This is a genomic window from Amycolatopsis sp. CA-128772 (assembly GCF_002904295.1).
In the GTDB taxonomy this organism is placed as follows: Bacteria; Actinomycetota; Actinomycetes; order Mycobacteriales; family Pseudonocardiaceae; genus Amycolatopsis.
The window spans coordinates 1-16,085 of sequence record NZ_PPHG01000064.1 but is presented as its reverse complement, the minus strand read 5'-3'; the positions used below and the strand labels follow the sequence as shown (position 1 = coordinate 16,085).

Here is a 16,085-nt window from a genome sequence, read left to right as displayed (position 1 = left end):
GCAGCACGGGCGGTGTGCAGCGGCGAGGCGGCGTCGGCGCTCGGCGCGGGTGCGGCTGTGGGGCCGGCGGCGGCCTTCCGGCGGTGGTCGCGGTGACTCGCAGGGTGGCAGCAGCCCGCGCGGTCTGGGGCGCCGGGGTGCTGGTGGTCGCTCGCTTCCTGCCGATCCCCCGGAAAGTGGCCCTGGCGCTGGGCCTGCGCCACCTGACCCAAGCGGCGGCCGTCCTGCGGCGTCCGGAAGGTGTGGTCGCCCGCTGGGGCTGGACGGTCGACGCCACGCACAGCGCCACCATGCTCGCCCTGGCGGCGGTGTCCCGCCGCTGGCGGGTGGCGGCGCTGGTGAACGCGGTCGTCGCGGCCGGCTGGGCCCGGGCGGCCCGTCCCCGCGAGGGCAGCCGCCGGCGGGCGGCTTCGCCGGGTTCGGCCCGCTCGTCCGTCCCCGAAGGAGAGAGCCGGTGAGCGAGCTCAGACCGGCCGGGTCGCCCGCGGACTTCCCCGCCGCCCGAGCGGCAGCCCCGCCGCCCACCCATCCCGTTTCTCGATCGGAGTCGCCATGACCAGCCAGAACTCCCACCAGGTCGTCGTCGTCACCGGGGCCAGCGGTGGCATCGGCCGGGCCGTTGCGCGGGCCTTCGGGGCCCGGCACGCCCGCGTCGCCCTGCTCGCCCGCGGGGAAACCGGGCTCGCCGCCGCGGCCGAAGATGTCACCGAGGCCGGGGGGACCGCGCTCGCCGTCCCCACCGACGTTGCCGATTTCGGGCAGGTCGACGCCGCCGCCGAACGGGCCGAAAAGGAGCTCGGGCCGATCGATCTGTGGGTGAACGTCGCTTTCACCTCGGTCTTCGCGCCGTTCGACGAGATCGGACCGGACGAGTTCCGGCGCGTCACCGAAGTCAGCTACCTCGGCTACGTGCACGGCACCGCCGCCGCCCTGCGCCGGATGAAACCCCGCGACCGCGGCACGATCGTGCAGGTCGGCTCGGCCCTCGCCTACCGCGGGATCCCGCTGCAGAGCGCCTACTGCGGCGCCAAGCACGCCATCCAGGGCTTCAACGAGGCCCTGCGCTGCGAGCTCCTGCACGAGGGCAGCCACGTCCGCACCACCATGGTGCAGATGCCGGCCGTCAACACGCCGCAGTTCTCCTGGGTCCGCTCCAAGCTGCCGCGACACGCGCAGCCCGTGCCGCCCATCTACCAGCCCGAGGTCGCCGCCCGGGCCGTGGTGCACGCCGCCGACCACCCCGGGCGGCGGGAGTACTGGGTCGGCGGGAGCACCGTCGGCACGCTCGTCGCGAACGCCGTCGCCCCCGGCATCCTCGACCGCTACCTCGCCCGCACCGGCTACCGGTCCCAGCAGACCGGCGAGGCCAAGCCCGCGCACCAGCCGGAAAACCTGTGGACGCCGGCCGACCGCGGACGCGACTTCGGCGCCCACGGCGAGTTCGACGCCAAGGCGACCCCGCGCAGCCTCCAGCTCTGGGCGAGCCAGCACCACGGCCTCCTCGCCACCGGCGGCGGCGCCCTCGCCGCGACGGCGCTGGCGGTGTGGCGCCGGGCCAGGTCCTAGCGCAGGACCTGACCCGGACGGGCCTGCGCGCGAGCGGGTCCCGCGGGCCGGCACGATGCCGCCGGCGCGGCCGGACCGCCGGACGACCTCGCCGGCCAGCAGACCCGCCGCGCGGCCACGGCTCAGGCGACCGCCCGCCTGTCGCGCGCACCGGGCACCACCGCGGCCGGCCTGCGCGCGACCGGACCGCCGGACAAGGCCGCCGAGTAGCCTCCGAGGGCGGGCCGCGCACGGTAGCGCCGGGCGTCACCCGGTGCGGGGACGTGTTCCCGCATACTGGTGAGGTGTCGGCGGAAGGAGTAGCGGCTTGAGCGCACCGGCCTTCGTGCACCCGGCGTTGTTCTACCGCGGTGCCGCCGAGTACCTCGCGGGCACCGTGCCGTTCGTGTGGGCCGGGCTCGCCGCGGGCGAACCGGTGGCGGTCGCCGTCCCCGGGGACAACCTCGCCCTGCTGCGCCGGGAGCTCGGCCCGGACGCCGCCCGCGTCCGCCTGCTGGACATGACCGAGGCCGGGCGCAACCCGGGCCGGATCATCCCCGGCGTGCTGCGCGCGTTCGCCGACACGCACCGCGACCGTCCGGCGCGGATCATCGGCGAGCCGATCTGGGCGGCGCGGTCGCCGGTCGAGTACCCCGCGTGCGTGCAGCACGAGGCGCTCATCAACCACGCGTTCACCGGCCGGGACGTGACCATCCTCTGCCCGTACGACACCGCCGCGCTGTCCCCGGAAATCCTCGCCGACGCCGAAGCCACGCACCCGCTGCTGGTCGACGGCACCGGGCAGCGCGCGAGTACCGCGTACGACCCGGACGGCGTGATCGCCCGCTACAACGAGCCCCTGCCGGTGCCGGAGGGCGTGTTCGAGCTCAAGGACACCACGGACCTCGCCGCGGCCCGCGCGCTGTCCCACGTCCGCGCGGCGGCCGCCGGGCTGGGCCCCGGCCGGGTCGCCGACGTCGAAGTAGTGGTCACCGAACTGCTGTCCAACAGCGTCGAGCACGGCAGCGGAACCGGCACGCTCCGCCTCTGGACGGCGGACGGCGAGTTCGTCTGCGAAGTCCACGACGACGGCCGCCTCGGTGATCCGCTGGCCGGCCGCCACCCGGCCACGCCGGAGCAGACCCGCGGCCGCGGGCTGCTGCTGGTGAACCACCTGGCCGATCTGGTCCGCCTGCACACCGGCGACGGCCACGGGACCACGTTCCGGGCGTACTTCCGGGTCTGAGGGCACGGCCCTCCCGGGAACACCCGGAGCTACCTCCCGCGCCCGAACCCCCGGTGCACGAGCGCACCCACCACGGCCCCGATCGCGACGCCGCCGTACACATCGGTCGGCCAGTGCGCCCGCGTCCGCAACCGGCTGTAGCAAACCGCTGCCGCCAGCGGGGCGATGGCCGTGCCCGTGGCCGGGGCCGTCAGCGTCACCGCGACCGTGAACGCCGCCGCCGCCGTCGCGTGCGTCGACGGGAAGGCCGACGACTTCGGCTGCTCGAGCAAGGCGCGGCGGGCCGGCAGCTGCTGCGCCGGCGGCCGCGGGCGGCGGACCACCGCCTTCAGCGCGTGTCCCAGCGCCATCCCCGCCGCGGCCGCCACGATCCCGCGGCCGGCGGCGCGGCGCCGGGGTCCCGGACGCCACGCCAGCGCCGCCGCGACGACGCCCCACAGCACCCCGCCCTGGGCGGCCGTGCTGAGCGCCGTGACCGGCCACGCCGGCCGGGTGACCGCAAGGTCGTTTTCGTCCGGTCCGTCTCCCTCACGAAAGCCTTCTTCGCTCGGCATGGCTCCTCATTTCCCACCCTGGCACCGGTTCAACCGTCCCTCTGTCCACGGTGGAGATTCGCCCGGGCGGGTTTGTTGTTGCCCCGATCGGGTATTCCGCGGCCGTGAACGTGCTGCGGTTGGCGGCCGCGCTCGGCGCGGCAGCTCTGCTGGCGGGCCGCGGGACGGACCCGCAGGCCGGCACCGTGCACGCCGGCCGGGAAATCCGGGGCCAGCTCGAACTCCTGCGGCTCGTGGTGACCGCCGACCGCGCCGACGTGCCGCCCGTGCCCAGCCTGTCGATCACCGTCCGCGACGCCGCCGACGAGCTCGGCTCCGCGGGCAAGGACGTCGGCGAGCTGACCGACGACCGGGCCCGCGCGGCGCTGGCGTCGATCACCGACCGCGGGGTCCGGCTCGCCCACCGGCTCGACGACGGCCTCGGCGACGGCACCGATCGGGGGCTCGACGAGATCGACGCCGAACTCCGGGGCCTGATCGGCGAACTCGCCCGCTGGGGCGTGACGTCGTGAACAAGAAGTTCCTCGCCGTCACCCTCGGCATCCTCACCGCGGTCGGCGGGTTCGTCGACATCGGCGACCTCGTCGAGAGCGGCATCGTCGGCGCCCGCTACGGGATGGCGATGGTCTGGGTGACCGTGCTGGGCGTGCTCGGGATCTGCGTCTACGCCGACATGTCCGGGCGGGTCGTGGCGGTGTCCGGGCGCCCGGTGTTCGACCTGATCCGCGAACGCCTCGGCCCGCGCATGGCGATGCTGAACCTCGCCGGGTCGTTCCTCATCACGCTGCTGACCGTGTGCGCGGAAATCGGCGGTGTCGCGATCGTGATCGAGCTGGCCTCCGGCATCGACCGGCTGGTCTGGGTGCTGCCGATCGGCGTGCTCGTCTGGCTGGTGGTCTGGCGGGTCGGGTTCGAGCGGATGGAGACCGTCTTCGGCCTCGGCGGGCTCGCGATCGGGGTGTTCGCCGTCGCGATCTTCTTCCTGCACCCCGACTGGTCGTCGCTCGGCTCGCAGGTCGCCGGGCTGGCCCCGCCGCCCGACGAAGCGCTGCCGACGTACGCCTACCACGCGGTCGCGCTGTTCGCGTCCGCGATGACGCCGTACGAGGTGTTCTTCTTCTCCTCCGGCGGCGTGGAAGAAGGCTGGAAGGTCAAGGACCTCTCCGTGCAGCGCGCCAACGTGCTGCTCGGGTTCCCCCTCGGCGGCCTGCTCGCGGTGGCCATCATGGCCTGCGCCGCGACGGTGCTGTTCCCGGCCGGGATCGACGTCGGCCAGGTCAGCCAGGTGGTGCTGCCGGTGACGCTCGCGCTGGGGACGGCGGGCCTGGTGATCGTGCTGATCGGCATCTTCGCCGCCACCTTCGGCGCGGCGCTGGAGACCGGCCTGTCGTCGGGGTACATGCTGGCGCAGTACTTCGGCTGGGACTGGGGCAAGCGCCGCGCGCCGCGCAACGCCGCCCGCTTCCACCTGACCGTCGGTGCCGGCCTGCTGCTCGCGGTGCTGGTCGTGCAGACGGGCATCGACCCGGTCGGGCTGACCGAGATTTCCCTGATCTTCTCCGCGGTGGCGCTGCCGCTGACCTACCTGCCCGTGCTCATCGTGGCCAATGACCGCGAGTACCTCGGCAAGCACGCGAACCGCCGCTTCAGCAACATCGTCGGCGTCGGCATGCTGGTCATCATCGCCGTCGCGGCGGTGGCGGCGATCCCCCTGATGATCTTCACCGGAGCAGGCCGATGAACCCGTGGACCGATCTCGGCCTCGTCGACCTGAGCGACTCGCTGCTCGACCGGCAGATCACCGGCGAGGACGGCACCGTCGTCGGCAAGGTCGACGACCTCGAGCTCCGCGCGGAGGGCGGCACCTACGTCGTCGACGCGCTGCTCGTCGGCCCGGAGGCGCTGGCCGACCGCATCGGCGGCCCGATCGGCCGGCTGCTGCACCACGTCGGCCGCGGCTTCCGGGCGGGCGCGCCCCGGCGCATCCCGCTGAACGCGATCCGCCGCATCGAGCCGTCGATCGTGGTGACGACGGCGGTCGCGCAGGCCACGGACAGCCCGTCGGAGGACTGGGTGCGGCGCCGGATCATCGGCCGGATCCCGGGAGCGGGCCGTGCGAGCCGGTGAGCTGCTGGGCCGCCCGGTCCGCGACGTGAACGGCCGCGATCTCGGGGCGATCCGCGAGATCCGCGCCGAGGCGGCGACACGTCCGGACGGCCTGCCGGAACTGGTGGTGCGCGGGGTGATCGTGGGCCGCACGCGCGTGCGGCTGTTCGGTTACCAGCGCCACGACCAGCGGGGCCCGGCACCGCTGGTGGCCCTGATCCGCCGCCTGCACCGGCACAGCCGGTACGTGGCCTGGGAAGATCTGGACCTGTCCGGCCAGGAGGTCCGCGTGCGGCGGCCGTTCGCGGAGCTGGCCGGCCTCGACCGGCCCTGAGCGGACCACGCCGGAAGCGTTGAGCGGCGGGACGTTGATGGGCACCCGGCTGCCGCTCGCGCGCCTGGCGGGTCGGCTGGCGTACCCGGACAGTCGGCTCGCGCACCTGGAGAGTCGGCTCGCGCACCCAGAGGGTCGGCTGGCGTGCCGGAGAGTCGGCTCACGTACCTGGACAGTCGGCTCGCGTGCCCGGAGGGCGGCTGGCGTGCCCGGAGGGCGGCTCGCGCACCCAGAGGGTCGGCTCGCGTAGGCAGGCGCGCGGGAGCGGCTCCGCGGCCTGGTGGCCGTGGAGCCGCGGCGCGGACGTCAGCTCTGGCTGGGGATCTCCGTGGCGCGTTCCCAGCCCGACGGCAGCCGGCTCACGTTGAGGGCGTGGTCGAGGCCGCTGGCCGACAACGCGCGGCGCACCACCCGGTTGTCTCCCGTGACGATGCGCAGGGTCGCGTTCTCGCGGACCGTCCGGACCTGGATGTCGCCGAGGGCGGCCAGGCCGGCTCCGTCGAGGAAGTCGACCTCGGAGAGGTCGAGGACCAGGACCGGGAACCGGCGGTGGGCCCACGTGCTCAGCGCCGACCGGATTCGGGGGGCGCTGTCCGCGTCGAGGGCTCCGCGGATCCGGATCATCACCGCGCCGAAGTACGGGCGGATCACCTGGATGTCGGACGCGGTGCGCTGTTCGCGCTCCGACGGCGCCACGGGGATCGCCGTCGCTGGGGGCTGGACGACTAACATGTTCCACGCCTCATTCGCAGATGACGTGACGAGCGGGTCTCGGCCGACCAGCTCGTTCGCTGGCAAGTTCGGGGACGGCGGCTGCTGCATGCTGAACCGCACTTCGCAGCGTAGTCCTTGATCCGAACGGCGCAACCCCGCCAACGGCCGAACCCCACGCCTCCGCACGCGACCCGCACGCGCGTTTCTCAAACCACCCATCCGGGTGAACCGCCGGAAGACCGCGGCGAGACCGGCGACCGGGCCGGTCACCGTTCCCGCACGGGCTCAGCCGACCTGGCCGGCGAGAATGTCCCACGCACCACTCACCGCGAGTGGGCGCGCCACGCCGAAGCAGGCGGTCGACGACGTCCCGGTGCCGGCGAGACCGGAGTAGTCGCCGAGGAAGTAGCCGCCCGCGTCCGTTGGTCGCCGCCGTCGAGGGAGCGGCTGATCAGGATCGCGCTCGCCCCGCGAAGGCCGGGCCGTCGGCGTCGAACGAGTCCGCGATCGAGCCCTTGACAGGGCACGGGCGCCCGCGCATCCTGGTCCATCTCAGGGTTCCTGATATACACACACGTGAGGAGTCGGACCGATGACCGCAGTGGAGGAGCGGCCGCGTACCCGGCCCCGCCCGGACGTCGGACCGGGGCAGCTGTTCGCCGGCGGCCGGTGGACCGGAACCGACGACCTCAGGCTGGTCACCCGCTGCGAGTTCGGGCAGATTCGACAGGCAGGGGACGACATGCGCGCCGGCACGACGATCAAGCCGGTCCCGCGGTGGTGAAGGAGGCAGTGGTGCACCTCCCCGACTTCGGCCTGGGCAGCTGGCCCGCGCGGCGGGCGCGGATCAACCCGGACCGCACCGCGCTGGTGGAGCCCGGCCGGTCGCTGACCTACGCCGGGCTCGCCGGCCGGGTGGAAAGGCTCGCCGGCGCGCTGACCAGGCTCGGCGCGCGGCCCGGCGATCGGGTGGCCTACCTCGGCGTCAACGCCATCACGGTGTTCGAGACGCTGTTCGCCACCGCCCGCTGCGGCGCGCTCTTCGTCCCGCTCAACTACCGGCTCTCCCCCACGGAAATCCGGTACATGCTCGACGACAGCGGCGCTTCGGTGCTCGTGCACAGCGCGGACACCGCCGACCTCGTCGCGGCCGCGGGGGCGCTTCCGGACGGCACCGTCCTCGCGACCGAGGGGGCCTTCGAAGCGGAGCTCGCCGAGGGCGGGCCGGCGCCGGACACCGCGGTCCGGCTGGAAGACCCGTGCCTGCTGCTCTACACCTCCGGCACCACCGGACGGCCGAAGGCGGCCGTCCTCACCCACGGCAACCTCACCTGGAACACCGTCAACCAGCTGGCGCACCTCGACGTCCTGGGCACCGACAAGGCGTTGTGCATCGCGCCGCTGTTCCACTGCGTCGGCCTCGGGCAGATCACCCTGCCGACGCTGTTCAAGGGCGGCAGCGTCGAGCCGGTGGCGAAGTTCGACCCGGGCACCATCCTCGCCCGGATCGGCGAAGCCGGGATCACCGGCTTCTCGGCGGTGCCGACGATGCTGGAGATGATGTGCCGGCACGAAAGCTGGGACCGCACCGACCTGAGTTCGCTGACCTGCGTGCTCTACGGCGGGTCGCCGGTGGCCGAGCGCGTCGCCCGCGCGTGGCTCGACCGCGGCGTGAAACTCCTGCAGGGCTACGGCATGACCGAGGCCGCGCCGGGGGTCTCGATGGCCACCCACGAGGGCACGCTCGAGCACCCGGTGGCCGCCGGCGTGCCGCACTTCTTCACCGACGTCGCCGCGCTCGGTCCCGGCCTCACGCCGCAGCCGCTCGCCGGGACACCGTCGGAGCTGCTGGTGCGCGGCCCGCACGTCTTCGGCGGCTACTGGAACCGGCCCGCGGAATCGGCGGCGAGCTTCGTCGAGGACGGCTGGTTCCGCACCGGTGACGTCGTCCGCGTCGACGACGACGGCTGGGCGCACGTCGTCGACCGGGTCAAGGACATGATCATCTCCGGCGGGGAAAACGTGTACCCGGCCGAGATCGAGGCGGTCGCCGCCCGGCTCGACGCGGTCGACGCCTGTGCCGTCGTGGGTGTGCCCGACGAGCGCTGGGGCGAAGCCGGCGCCGCGTTCGTCGTCGTCCGGCCCGGGGCCGAGCTGACCGAGCCGCAGTTCCGCGCCCACCTCGAACAGCACCTGGCGCGCTACAAGATCCCCAAGCACGTGCAGTTCACCGACACCCTGCCCCGCAACGCGACCGGCAAGATCCGCCGCGTCGAACTGCGCGCCCGCGCCGCCGAAACCTTCACGAACGGATCCGCATGACCACCCCCCTCCTGCCCCCGACGCTGCGCCTGGAACTGCGGGACGACGTCGCCGTGCTGCGGCTGGCGCGTCCCGAGAAGCGCAACGCGCTCGACGACGCGACCGTGCTCGGCCTCGAAGCGTTCTTCGGCGCCCCGCCGGCGGGGGTCAAGGCCGTCGTCCTCGACGCCGTCGGCGACCACTTCTCCGCCGGGCTGGACCTGTCCGAGCTCACCGAGCGCGACGCGTTCGAGGGCCTGGAGCACTCGATGATGTGGCACCGCGCGTTCGAGCGGCTGGAACGCGGGCGCGTCCCGGTGGTCGCCGTGCTCAAGGGCGCGGTCGTCGGCGGCGGCCTGGAACTGGCGGCCGCCGCGCACATCCGCGTCGCCGAGCCGTCGGCGTTCTACGCCCTGCCGGAGGGCCAGCGCGGGCTGTTCGTCGGCGGCGGCGCGTCGGTGCGGGTGCCGCGGCTGATCGGCGCGCACCGGATGGCCGACATGATGCTCACCGGCCGGGTGCTCGACGCCGACGAGGGCCACGCCGCCGGCTTGTCGCACTACCGCGTCGAAAACGGCCTGGAACACGCGCTCGGCCTGGCCCGCAAGATCGCCGCCAACTCGCCGATCACGAACTTCGCCGTGCTGCAGGCCCTCCCCCGCATCGCCGAGGCCAACCCGGCCGAGGGCTACCTGATGGAGGCGCTGATGGCCGCGATCGCCGGCGGGAGCGCCGAAGCGAAGGAGCGGATGCAGGCGTTCCTCGACAAGCGCGCCGGAAAGGTGGTCCCGTGATCCTCCGCCCGGTCGCACCCGACGTGCGCGAGACCACCGAAATCGGCCGGTACCTGAGCTGGCTGGAAACCCGCGGGCACGCGTTCGACGGCTACGCGGACCTGCACCGGTGGTCGGTGACCGACCTCGACGGCTTCTGGTCCTCGATCAAGGACTTCTTCGGCGTCCGCTTCCCCACCCCGGCCACCGCGGTGGTGCCCGACCGCCGGATGCCCGGCACCGAGTGGTTCCCCGGCGCCACCCTCAACTACGCCGAGCACGCCCTCGGCCACGGCGCCGAGGACGAAGTCGCGGTCATCGCGTACTCCCAGACGCGGGAGCGCACCGAGCTCACCTGGGGCCGGTTGCGCGACCAGGTCGCCCGGGCCCGCGCGGGGCTGGCCCGGCTCGGTGTGGGCCGCGGCGACCGCGTCGCCGCCTACCTGCCGAACATCCCCGAAACGGTGGTCGCCTACCTCGCGGTCGCGAGCCTGGGCGCGATCTGGGCCTCCTGCGCCCCCGAGTTCGGGGCCCGGTCGGTGGTCGACCGGTTCGGCCAGATCGAACCGAAGGTGCTGCTGACGGTTCCGGGCTACCGCTACGGCGCCAAGGACGTCGACCGCCGCACCGAGGTCGCCGCGATCCGGGCCGGCCTGCCGACCGTCGAGCACGTCGTCCACGTCCCCTACGGCGATCACGACCTGCCCGGCACGCTCGCGTGGGACGGCCTGCTCACCGAAAGCACGCCCGGCTTCGAACCGGTCGGCTTCGCGCACCCGCTGTGCGTGCTGTTCTCCTCCGGCACCACGGGCAAGCCGAAGGCGATCGTGCACGGCCACGGCGGCATCCTGCTGGAGCACCTGAAGAACCACGGCCTCAGCTGGGATCTGCGCCCCGGCGACCGGATCCTGTGGTTTTCCACCACCGCCTGGATGATGTGGAACGCGCTCGTGTCGGGGTTGCTCACCGGCGCGTCGATCGTGCTGATCGACGGCAACCCGCTGCACCCGGACCTGGCGTGGCAGTGGCGGCTGGCCGCGGAAACGCGGGCGACGCTGATGGGCGCGAGCCCGGGTTTCCTGATGGCGTGCCGGAAAGCGGGCCTCGACCCGGCCGCCGAATACGACCTTTCGGCGCTGCGGCAGCTGGGTGCGGCAGGCAGCCCGCTGCCCGCCGAGGGCTTCCACTGGGTGCACGAGCGGTTTCCGGGCGTCCTGCTCAACGTCGGCAGCGGCGGCACCGACGTGTGCAGCGGCATCGTGCAGGGCAGCCCGCTGCAGCCGGTCCGGGCGGGCGAGATCTCGGGGCCCTGCCTGGGGGTCGACGCGCAGGCGTTCGACGAGCACGGTGCGCCGGTGGTCGGCGAGCTCGGGGAGCTCGTGATCGCCGCGCCGATGCCGTCCATGCCGGTCGGGTTCTGGGGCGACGGCTCGCGCGAGCGCTACCACGAGACGTACTTCTCGACCTACCCCGGGATTTGGCGGCACGGCGACTGGGTCCGGTTCGGCCCGGACGGGAGCTGCGTCATCGCCGGGCGCTCGGACGCCACCCTCAACCGCGGCGGCGTCCGGCTGGGCACCGCCGAGTTCTACGCCGTCGTCGAGGAGCTCCCGGAGATCGCCGACTCCCTCGTCGTGCACCTCGAAGACGCCGCAGGCGGCAACGGCGACCTCCGGCTGTTCGTGGCCCTGCACGACGGCGCGGACCTCGACGACGCGTTGCGCCGCAAGATCACGGCGGCCCTGCGCGGCGCGCTGTCGCCGCGGCACGTGCCGGACGCGATCACCGCCGTCCCGGCGATCCCCCGCAACCGCACCGGGAAGAAACTGGAGCTGCCGGTGAAGAAACTCCTGCGCGGCGCACCCGTCGACGAGGTCGTCGGGCGGGACGTCCTGGCCGATCCCGCCGCCCTCGACGCCTTCCTCGGGGAGCGCGCATGACGACCGTCGCGATCGTCGGCACCGGCGTGATCGGCGCGAGCTGGGCCGCCCTCTTCCTGACCCAGGGCCTCGACGTCGTCGCCACCGATCCGGCGCCCGGCGCCGAGGAGCGGTTGCGCGGTGCGCTCGACGGCACGCCGACGGATCGGCTGCGGTTCGTCGCCGACGCCGGCGAAGCGGCCGCGGCCGCGGACTTCGTCCAGGAGAACGGGCCGGAGCGCGAAGACGTCAAGCACGCGGTGTTCGCCGTCCTCGACGAGGCCGCGCGGCCGGACGTGGTCCTGGCCAGCAGCTCGTCCGGCCTGTTGCCGAGCGACATCGCCCGCGGCTGCCCGCACCACCCCGAGCGGTTCGTCGTCGGGCACCCGTTCAACCCGCCCCACCTGATCCCCCTCGTCGAGGTCGTGCCGGGCCGCGACACCGCCCCCGAGGTCGTCGACCGGGCCGTGGCGTTCTACACCTCGGTCGGGAAGCGGCCGATCCGGCTCGCGCGCGAGGTGCCCGGCCACGTCGCCAACCGGCTGCAGGCCGCGCTGTGGCAGGAGGCGTACTCCCTCGTCGAACGCGGGGTGGCGACGGTCGCCGACATCGACACCGCGATCGCCAACGGGCCCGGCCTGCGCTGGGCCGTGCTCGGCCCGTTCGTCAACCAGCACCTCTCCGGCGGCGCGGGCGGGCTCGCGCACGTCCTGGCCCACCTCGGGCCGCCCACCGAGCAGTGGTGGCGCGACCTGGGCCGGGTCCACCTCACCCCGGAACTGGCGGAAACGCTCGTCGCGGGCGTCGACGCCGAACTGGCCGGCACCGACGACCGTGTCCTGGTGACCGCCCGCGACACCGTCCTCCGCACCCTGCTGGCCGCCAAGGCCGCGCAGCCCGACCTGCCCTGACCTGGAGTCTCCCCGTGGACCTTTCCTCGCTGACCGCCATCGACGTCCACACCCACGTCGAACAAGACGGCCACGGCTGCTTCGCCCTCGACCAGGAACTCCTGGACGCGTCCGAGAAGTACTTCCGCGCCGGCCAGGACCGCACGCCGACGGTGACCGCGATCGCCGAGCACTACCGGGCCCGGAAGATGGCCGCGGTCGTCTTCACCGTCGAAGCGCCGGCCGCGACCGGGCACCCCGCGCTGTCGAGCGAAGAGATCGCCGACGCCGCCGCCGAGCACGCCGACGTGCTCATCCCGTTCGGCTCGGTCGACCCGCACGCCGGCAAGGCGGCCGTGCTGCGCGCGCGGCGGCTGGTCGGCGAGCACGGCGTGCGCGGGTTCAAGTTCCACCCGAGCCTGCAGGCGTTCGAGCCCGACGACGTGCGGTACTACCCGCTTTACGAGGCGATCGCCGAGCTGGGCGTGCCGGCCCTGTTCCACACCGGGCAGACCGGCATCGGCGCGGGCCTGCCGGGCGGGCACGGCATCAAGCTGCGCTACTCGAATCCGATGCTGCTCGACGACGTCGCCGCGGACTTCCCGGAGCTGACGGTGATCCTGGCGCACCCGTCGGTGCCGTGGCAGGACGAAGCGATCTCGGTCGCGACGCACAAGGCGAACGTGTACATCGACCTGTCGGGCTGGTCGCCGAAGTACTTCCCGCCGCAGCTGGTGCGCGCGGCCAACACGCTGCTGAAGCGGAAAGTGCTGTTCGGTTCCGACTTCCCGGTTATCACCCCGGACCGCTGGCTCGCCGACTTCGCCGAACTGGAGATCAAGGACGAGGTGCGGCCGCTGATCCTCAAGGACAACGCCATTCGGGTACTCGGGCTGAGCTGACCCGCCGGACGACGTTTGTCCGCTACGTCCCCGGGCATCCGCAGCCTTCCAGCACTCACGATGGGAGGCGACGTCGTGGCGGACGGTGACGTGCACACCTACTTCGAGGACGGACTTTGGAAGAACCGGGTCGAAGGCGGCCGCCGGGCCTCCAACACGTCGGTGCGGCGCGTCGACGCCGTGCTGGCCGGGCGGCAGATCGCGCGCAAGCGCCGGGTCGGGCACGTGGTGCACACTCCGCAGGGCGAAGTGGAGACCGAGCGCGACTTCCGGCCCCGCCGGTCCGCGTCCGGGGGAAGCCCTCTGTAACGAACCACCCGTTCGGACGATAGCCCGTTCGTGCCCGGGGACGCCCCGGCCCTCACGAACGGACTACCCATGCCTCGCCTCCGCCTGGCCGCGCTCCTCGCGGCCGGATCCCTCGCCCTCGTCGCCGGCTGCTCGGGCACCCCGAGCACGCCGGCGCCGGCCGCCGCCGCCGGTTCCTCGTCCGCAGCGCCGTCCTCGAGCGCGCCGGCCACCCCCGCCCTCGCCGCGGACAAGGTGGGCGCGGCCGTCGCCGACGCCGCCAAGCAGGCGTCGGCCGTGCACGTCAAGGGCACGATGGCCCAGGACGGCAGCAACGTGAACCTGGACCTGCAGCTCAACCCGGACAGCGCGAGCGGCACGGTCGTCAAGGACGGCCTCGAGATCCCGGTCCTGCGCATCGGCGACAAGTACTGGTTCCGCTTCACCGACTCACTCGTCAAGCAGGCCGGCATCCCGGCCTCGGCCGCCAAGCAGCTCACCGGCAAGTGGGTCGCGTCCACGGCCAAGGTCGGCGCGGGCATCGCCGACGCGTTCAAGGTGTTCCTGGACTACAAGTCGTTCACCCAGGGCATCCTCGGCGAGCTGGAGAAGTCGACCTTCACCGGCGGTGAGCAGACCACGCTCGCGGGCGCGCCGGCGCTGAGCTTCACGAGCCCGGACGGGACCGCCACCGTGGCCGCCACCGAACCGCACTACCTGCTGCGCATGCAGGACCCGAAGAGCGGCGCCATGGAGTTCGGCGACTGGAACAAGCCGACCACCGTTTCCGAGCCCCCGGCCGCGGAGATCTACTCCGGCCCCGGTTCCTGAGCACCGGCTTGTGAAGGCCACCTCGAGGAACTCCGGGTCCGCCGAGGTGGCCTTCACGGGCGGGCCAGCACGGCCCACACGGTCTTGCCCCCGGCGCGCGTCCGGCTGCAGCCCCAGGTCTTCGCGACCTTGGTGACCATCCGCAAGCCGAGGCCCGCGCCCACCAGGTCGAGCTCTTCCCGCAGCACCGCGGCCCGCGCGCTGTCGTCCGACACCTCGACGGTCAGCTTCCCGCGGCGCAGTTCGAGTCCCAGCCGGGGCTCACAATCGGTGTGCCGCAACGTGTTCTCGACGAGCTCGGTCGCGATCAGCTCGGCGTCCTCGGCCAGCTCGGGCACCATCCACTCCGCGCAGATCGCCCGCACGAACGCGCGGGACCGCGCCGAGGCGCGCGCCGACCGGTCGAGCAGCCGCCCGGCCCGGCGGCGGTTCGGGCGCGCCAGGGCCGCCTCCGCCGTGGCGACGTCCGGGTAGACCGGGACGCAGCGGTCCACCGCCCCCTCGGCGAGCACCGCCCGCTGTTCCGGCCGGCCGGTCACCAGGGCGAACGGGACCGCCGGCCAGTCACCGATCCGCAGCGCGACGAGGGCGAACACCCGGATCAGCGCGCGGTCGCGCAGTTCCAGGCGTTCGATGTCGACGAGCACGCCGTCCTCGGATTCCACCGCGAACTCCAGCAGCCGGTCCCGCAGCTGCGAGTAGGTCGTCCGATCGAGCACGCCGATCACGGCCGCTTTCGCCAGGGCGCCTTGCCGGGGAACCAGCCACACCGAGTTGTGCCGCGCGAGCACCGGCGACCACCTCCTCCAGGGATCACCCGATCGGATATCCCGTCCCGAACCCGTCAAACACGGCTTTTTCCCGGTTGACCCGGCCGGACGGGGGAACTCCGCGGGATCGGAGAGGAGAGATCACGTGTTCCGTCACACGAAGCTGCTGCAGTTCGAAGCCAAGCCCGAAAAGCCCGACCCCGTCTACGCCCGCAAACTCCAAGAACTCATCGGCGGCGCCTTCGGCGAAATGACCGTCACCATGCAATACCTCTTCCAAGGCTGGAACTGCCGCATCGAAGGCAAGTACAAAGACCTCATCATGGACACCGCGACCGAAGAAATCGGCCACGTCGAAATGCTCGCCACCATGGTCGCCCGCCTCCTCGAAGGCGCCCCCGCCACCGTCACCGCCGACGCCGTCAAAGACCCCGTCATGGCCGCCATGATCGGCGGCATGGACGTCCAGCAAGCCATCGTCGCCGGCGGCGGCGCCCTGCCCGCCGACAGCAACGGCACCCCCTGGAACGGCAAATACATCGTCGCCTCCGGCAACCTCCTCGCCGACTTCCGCGCCAACGCCGCCGCCGAAGCCCAAGGCCGCCTCCAAACCGCCCGCCTCTACAACATGACCGACGACCCCGGCGTCAAAGCCATGCTCCAGTTCAACCTCGCCCGCGACACCGTCCACCAGAAACAATGGCTCGCCGCCATCGAAGAACTCCAAGCCGACGGCCTCGAAGGCGACATCGCCCCCGGCGCCCTCCTCGACGAAGAAGACCAGACCCACAACCACACCATCTGGCACCTGTCCGACGGACCCGACGGCGCCAAGGGCGCCAGCTGGACCACCGGCGCCGGCATCGAATACCTGATGGACCCCCAGCCCCTCGGCGGCCCCGGCACCGCACC

Annotated in this window: 19 protein-coding genes; 16 read left to right on the top strand and 3 right to left on the bottom strand. The window is 73.1% G+C overall.

Annotated elements, in window-relative coordinates; translation table 11 throughout:
• Positions 1–92 precede the first annotated feature (92 nt).
• From C2L59_RS21875 to C2L59_RS21865, 3 genes are all read left to right on the top strand, one after another.
• Positions 93–458, top strand: coding sequence for a hypothetical protein (locus C2L59_RS21875; protein WP_146060419.1), 366 nt, complete (start codon positions 93–95; stop codon positions 456–458).
• A gap of 94 nt (positions 459–552) precedes the next feature.
• Positions 553–1,566 carry an SDR family oxidoreductase gene (locus C2L59_RS21870; protein ID WP_103351372.1) on the top strand — a complete coding sequence of 338 codons (1,014 nt, stop codon included), beginning with the start codon at positions 553–555 and terminating at the stop codon, positions 1,564–1,566.
• 307 nt (positions 1,567–1,873) lie between these two features.
• Positions 1,874–2,791, top strand: a complete 918-nt coding sequence (locus C2L59_RS21865) for a sensor histidine kinase (RefSeq protein WP_103351371.1) — start codon at positions 1,874–1,876, stop codon at positions 2,789–2,791.
• 29 nt (positions 2,792–2,820) lie between these two features.
• On the opposite strand, the gene C2L59_RS21860 is transcribed toward C2L59_RS21865, so the two are convergent.
• Positions 2,821–3,345, bottom strand: a complete 525-nt coding sequence (locus C2L59_RS21860; RefSeq protein ID WP_103351370.1) for a phosphatase PAP2 family protein — start codon at positions 3,343–3,345, stop codon at positions 2,821–2,823.
• 104 nt (positions 3,346–3,449) lie between these two features.
• On the opposite strand from C2L59_RS21860, the gene C2L59_RS21855 reads away from it, so the two are divergent.
• The 4 genes from C2L59_RS21855 to C2L59_RS21840 are packed head-to-tail and all read left to right on the top strand — an operon-like array spanning position 3,450 to position 5,785.
• Positions 3,450–3,857, top strand: a complete 408-nt coding sequence (locus tag C2L59_RS21855) for a hypothetical protein (RefSeq protein WP_233223623.1) — start codon at positions 3,450–3,452, stop codon at positions 3,855–3,857.
• Positions 3,854–5,086 (top strand): NRAMP family divalent metal transporter, encoded by a 1,233-nt coding sequence (locus C2L59_RS21850; protein ID WP_103351369.1) that lies wholly within the window; start codon positions 3,854–3,856, stop codon positions 5,084–5,086. The genes C2L59_RS21855 and C2L59_RS21850 overlap by 4 nt, the downstream gene beginning before the upstream one ends.
• Positions 5,083–5,472 (top strand): PRC-barrel domain-containing protein, encoded by a 390-nt coding sequence (locus C2L59_RS21845; RefSeq protein ID WP_103351368.1) that lies wholly within the window; start codon positions 5,083–5,085, stop codon positions 5,470–5,472. The genes C2L59_RS21850 and C2L59_RS21845 overlap by 4 nt, the downstream gene beginning before the upstream one ends.
• The gene (locus C2L59_RS21840) at positions 5,459–5,785 is read left to right on the top strand and encodes a hypothetical protein (protein WP_103351367.1); all 327 of its coding nucleotides are present in this window, start codon (positions 5,459–5,461) and stop codon (positions 5,783–5,785) included. The genes C2L59_RS21845 and C2L59_RS21840 overlap by 14 nt, the downstream gene beginning before the upstream one ends.
• Before the next feature lie 306 nt (positions 5,786–6,091).
• Here the strand turns inward: C2L59_RS21840 and C2L59_RS21835 are convergent, their stop codons facing one another.
• The gene (locus C2L59_RS21835; RefSeq protein WP_103351375.1) at positions 6,092–6,517 is read right to left on the bottom strand and encodes an STAS domain-containing protein; all 426 of its coding nucleotides are present in this window, start codon (positions 6,515–6,517) and stop codon (positions 6,092–6,094) included.
• A gap of 574 nt (positions 6,518–7,091) precedes the next feature.
• On the opposite strand from C2L59_RS21835, the gene C2L59_RS21830 reads away from it, so the two are divergent.
• The 8 genes from C2L59_RS21830 (at position 7,092) to C2L59_RS21795 (ending at position 14,403) form a co-directional block, all read left to right on the top strand.
• Positions 7,092–7,283, top strand: a complete 192-nt coding sequence (locus C2L59_RS21830; protein ID WP_103351366.1) for a hypothetical protein — start codon at positions 7,092–7,094, stop codon at positions 7,281–7,283.
• 11 nt (positions 7,284–7,294) lie between these two features.
• Positions 7,295–8,821, top strand: a complete 1,527-nt coding sequence (locus tag C2L59_RS21825) for a long-chain fatty acid--CoA ligase (protein ID WP_103351374.1) — start codon at positions 7,295–7,297, stop codon at positions 8,819–8,821.
• The gene (locus C2L59_RS21820; RefSeq protein ID WP_103351365.1) at positions 8,818–9,594 is read left to right on the top strand and encodes a crotonase/enoyl-CoA hydratase family protein; all 777 of its coding nucleotides are present in this window, start codon (positions 8,818–8,820) and stop codon (positions 9,592–9,594) included. Before C2L59_RS21825 ends, C2L59_RS21820 begins: the two co-directional genes overlap by 4 nt.
• A complete protein-coding gene (locus C2L59_RS21815; RefSeq protein ID WP_103351364.1) occupies positions 9,591–11,513 on the top strand; it encodes an acetoacetate--CoA ligase in 1,923 nt (640 codons plus the stop codon). The genes C2L59_RS21820 and C2L59_RS21815 overlap by 4 nt, the downstream gene beginning before the upstream one ends.
• A complete protein-coding gene (locus C2L59_RS21810; protein WP_103351363.1) occupies positions 11,510–12,403 on the top strand; it encodes a 3-hydroxyacyl-CoA dehydrogenase NAD-binding domain-containing protein in 894 nt (297 codons plus the stop codon). Before C2L59_RS21815 ends, C2L59_RS21810 begins: the two co-directional genes overlap by 4 nt.
• 14 nt (positions 12,404–12,417) lie before the next feature.
• Positions 12,418–13,284: a 4-hydroxyphenyl-beta-ketoacyl-CoA hydrolase gene (gene couO / locus C2L59_RS21805; protein ID WP_103351362.1), complete on the top strand. Its 867-nt coding sequence runs from the start codon at positions 12,418–12,420 to the stop codon at positions 13,282–13,284.
• Between the two features lie 75 nt (positions 13,285–13,359).
• A complete protein-coding gene (locus C2L59_RS21800; protein WP_103351361.1) occupies positions 13,360–13,593 on the top strand; it encodes a DUF2188 domain-containing protein in 234 nt (77 codons plus the stop codon).
• A gap of 69 nt (positions 13,594–13,662) precedes the next feature.
• The gene (locus C2L59_RS21795; RefSeq protein ID WP_103351360.1) at positions 13,663–14,403 is read left to right on the top strand and encodes a hypothetical protein; all 741 of its coding nucleotides are present in this window, start codon (positions 13,663–13,665) and stop codon (positions 14,401–14,403) included.
• A gap of 53 nt (positions 14,404–14,456) precedes the next feature.
• Here C2L59_RS21795 and C2L59_RS21790 read toward each other — a convergent pair whose 3' ends face one another.
• A complete protein-coding gene (locus C2L59_RS21790) occupies positions 14,457–15,194 on the bottom strand; it encodes an ATP-binding protein (RefSeq protein ID WP_103351359.1) in 738 nt (245 codons plus the stop codon).
• A gap of 124 nt (positions 15,195–15,318) precedes the next feature.
• Between C2L59_RS21790 and C2L59_RS21785 the strand changes: the two genes are divergently transcribed.
• A partial coding sequence (locus C2L59_RS21785; RefSeq protein WP_103349938.1) for a manganese catalase family protein occupies positions 15,319–16,085 on the top strand: 767 nt, incomplete at its 3' end.

What these genes read in the sequence shown, in the direction of transcription:
- C2L59_RS21820 (WP_103351365.1), top strand. Translation starts at nt 8,818, where the DNA reads ATGACCACCCCCCTCCTGCCCCCGACGCTGCGCCTGGAACTGCGGGAC.
- C2L59_RS21870 (WP_103351372.1), top strand. Translation starts at nt 553, where the DNA reads ATGACCAGCCAGAACTCCCACCAGGTCGTCGTCGTCACCGGGGCCAGC.
- C2L59_RS21845 (WP_103351368.1), top strand. Translation starts at nt 5,083, where the DNA reads ATGAACCCGTGGACCGATCTCGGCCTCGTCGACCTGAGCGACTCGCTG.
- C2L59_RS21810 (WP_103351363.1), top strand. Translation starts at nt 11,510, where the DNA reads ATGACGACCGTCGCGATCGTCGGCACCGGCGTGATCGGCGCGAGCTGG.
- C2L59_RS21795 (WP_103351360.1), top strand. Translation starts at nt 13,663, where the DNA reads ATGCCTCGCCTCCGCCTGGCCGCGCTCCTCGCGGCCGGATCCCTCGCC.
- C2L59_RS21860 (WP_103351370.1), bottom strand. Translation starts at nt 3,345, where the DNA reads ATGCCGAGCGAAGAAGGCTTTCGTGAGGGAGACGGACCGGACGAAAAC.
- C2L59_RS21835 (WP_103351375.1), bottom strand. Translation starts at nt 6,517, where the DNA reads ATGTTAGTCGTCCAGCCCCCAGCGACGGCGATCCCCGTGGCGCCGTCG.
- C2L59_RS21830 (WP_103351366.1), top strand. Translation starts at nt 7,092, where the DNA reads ATGACCGCAGTGGAGGAGCGGCCGCGTACCCGGCCCCGCCCGGACGTC.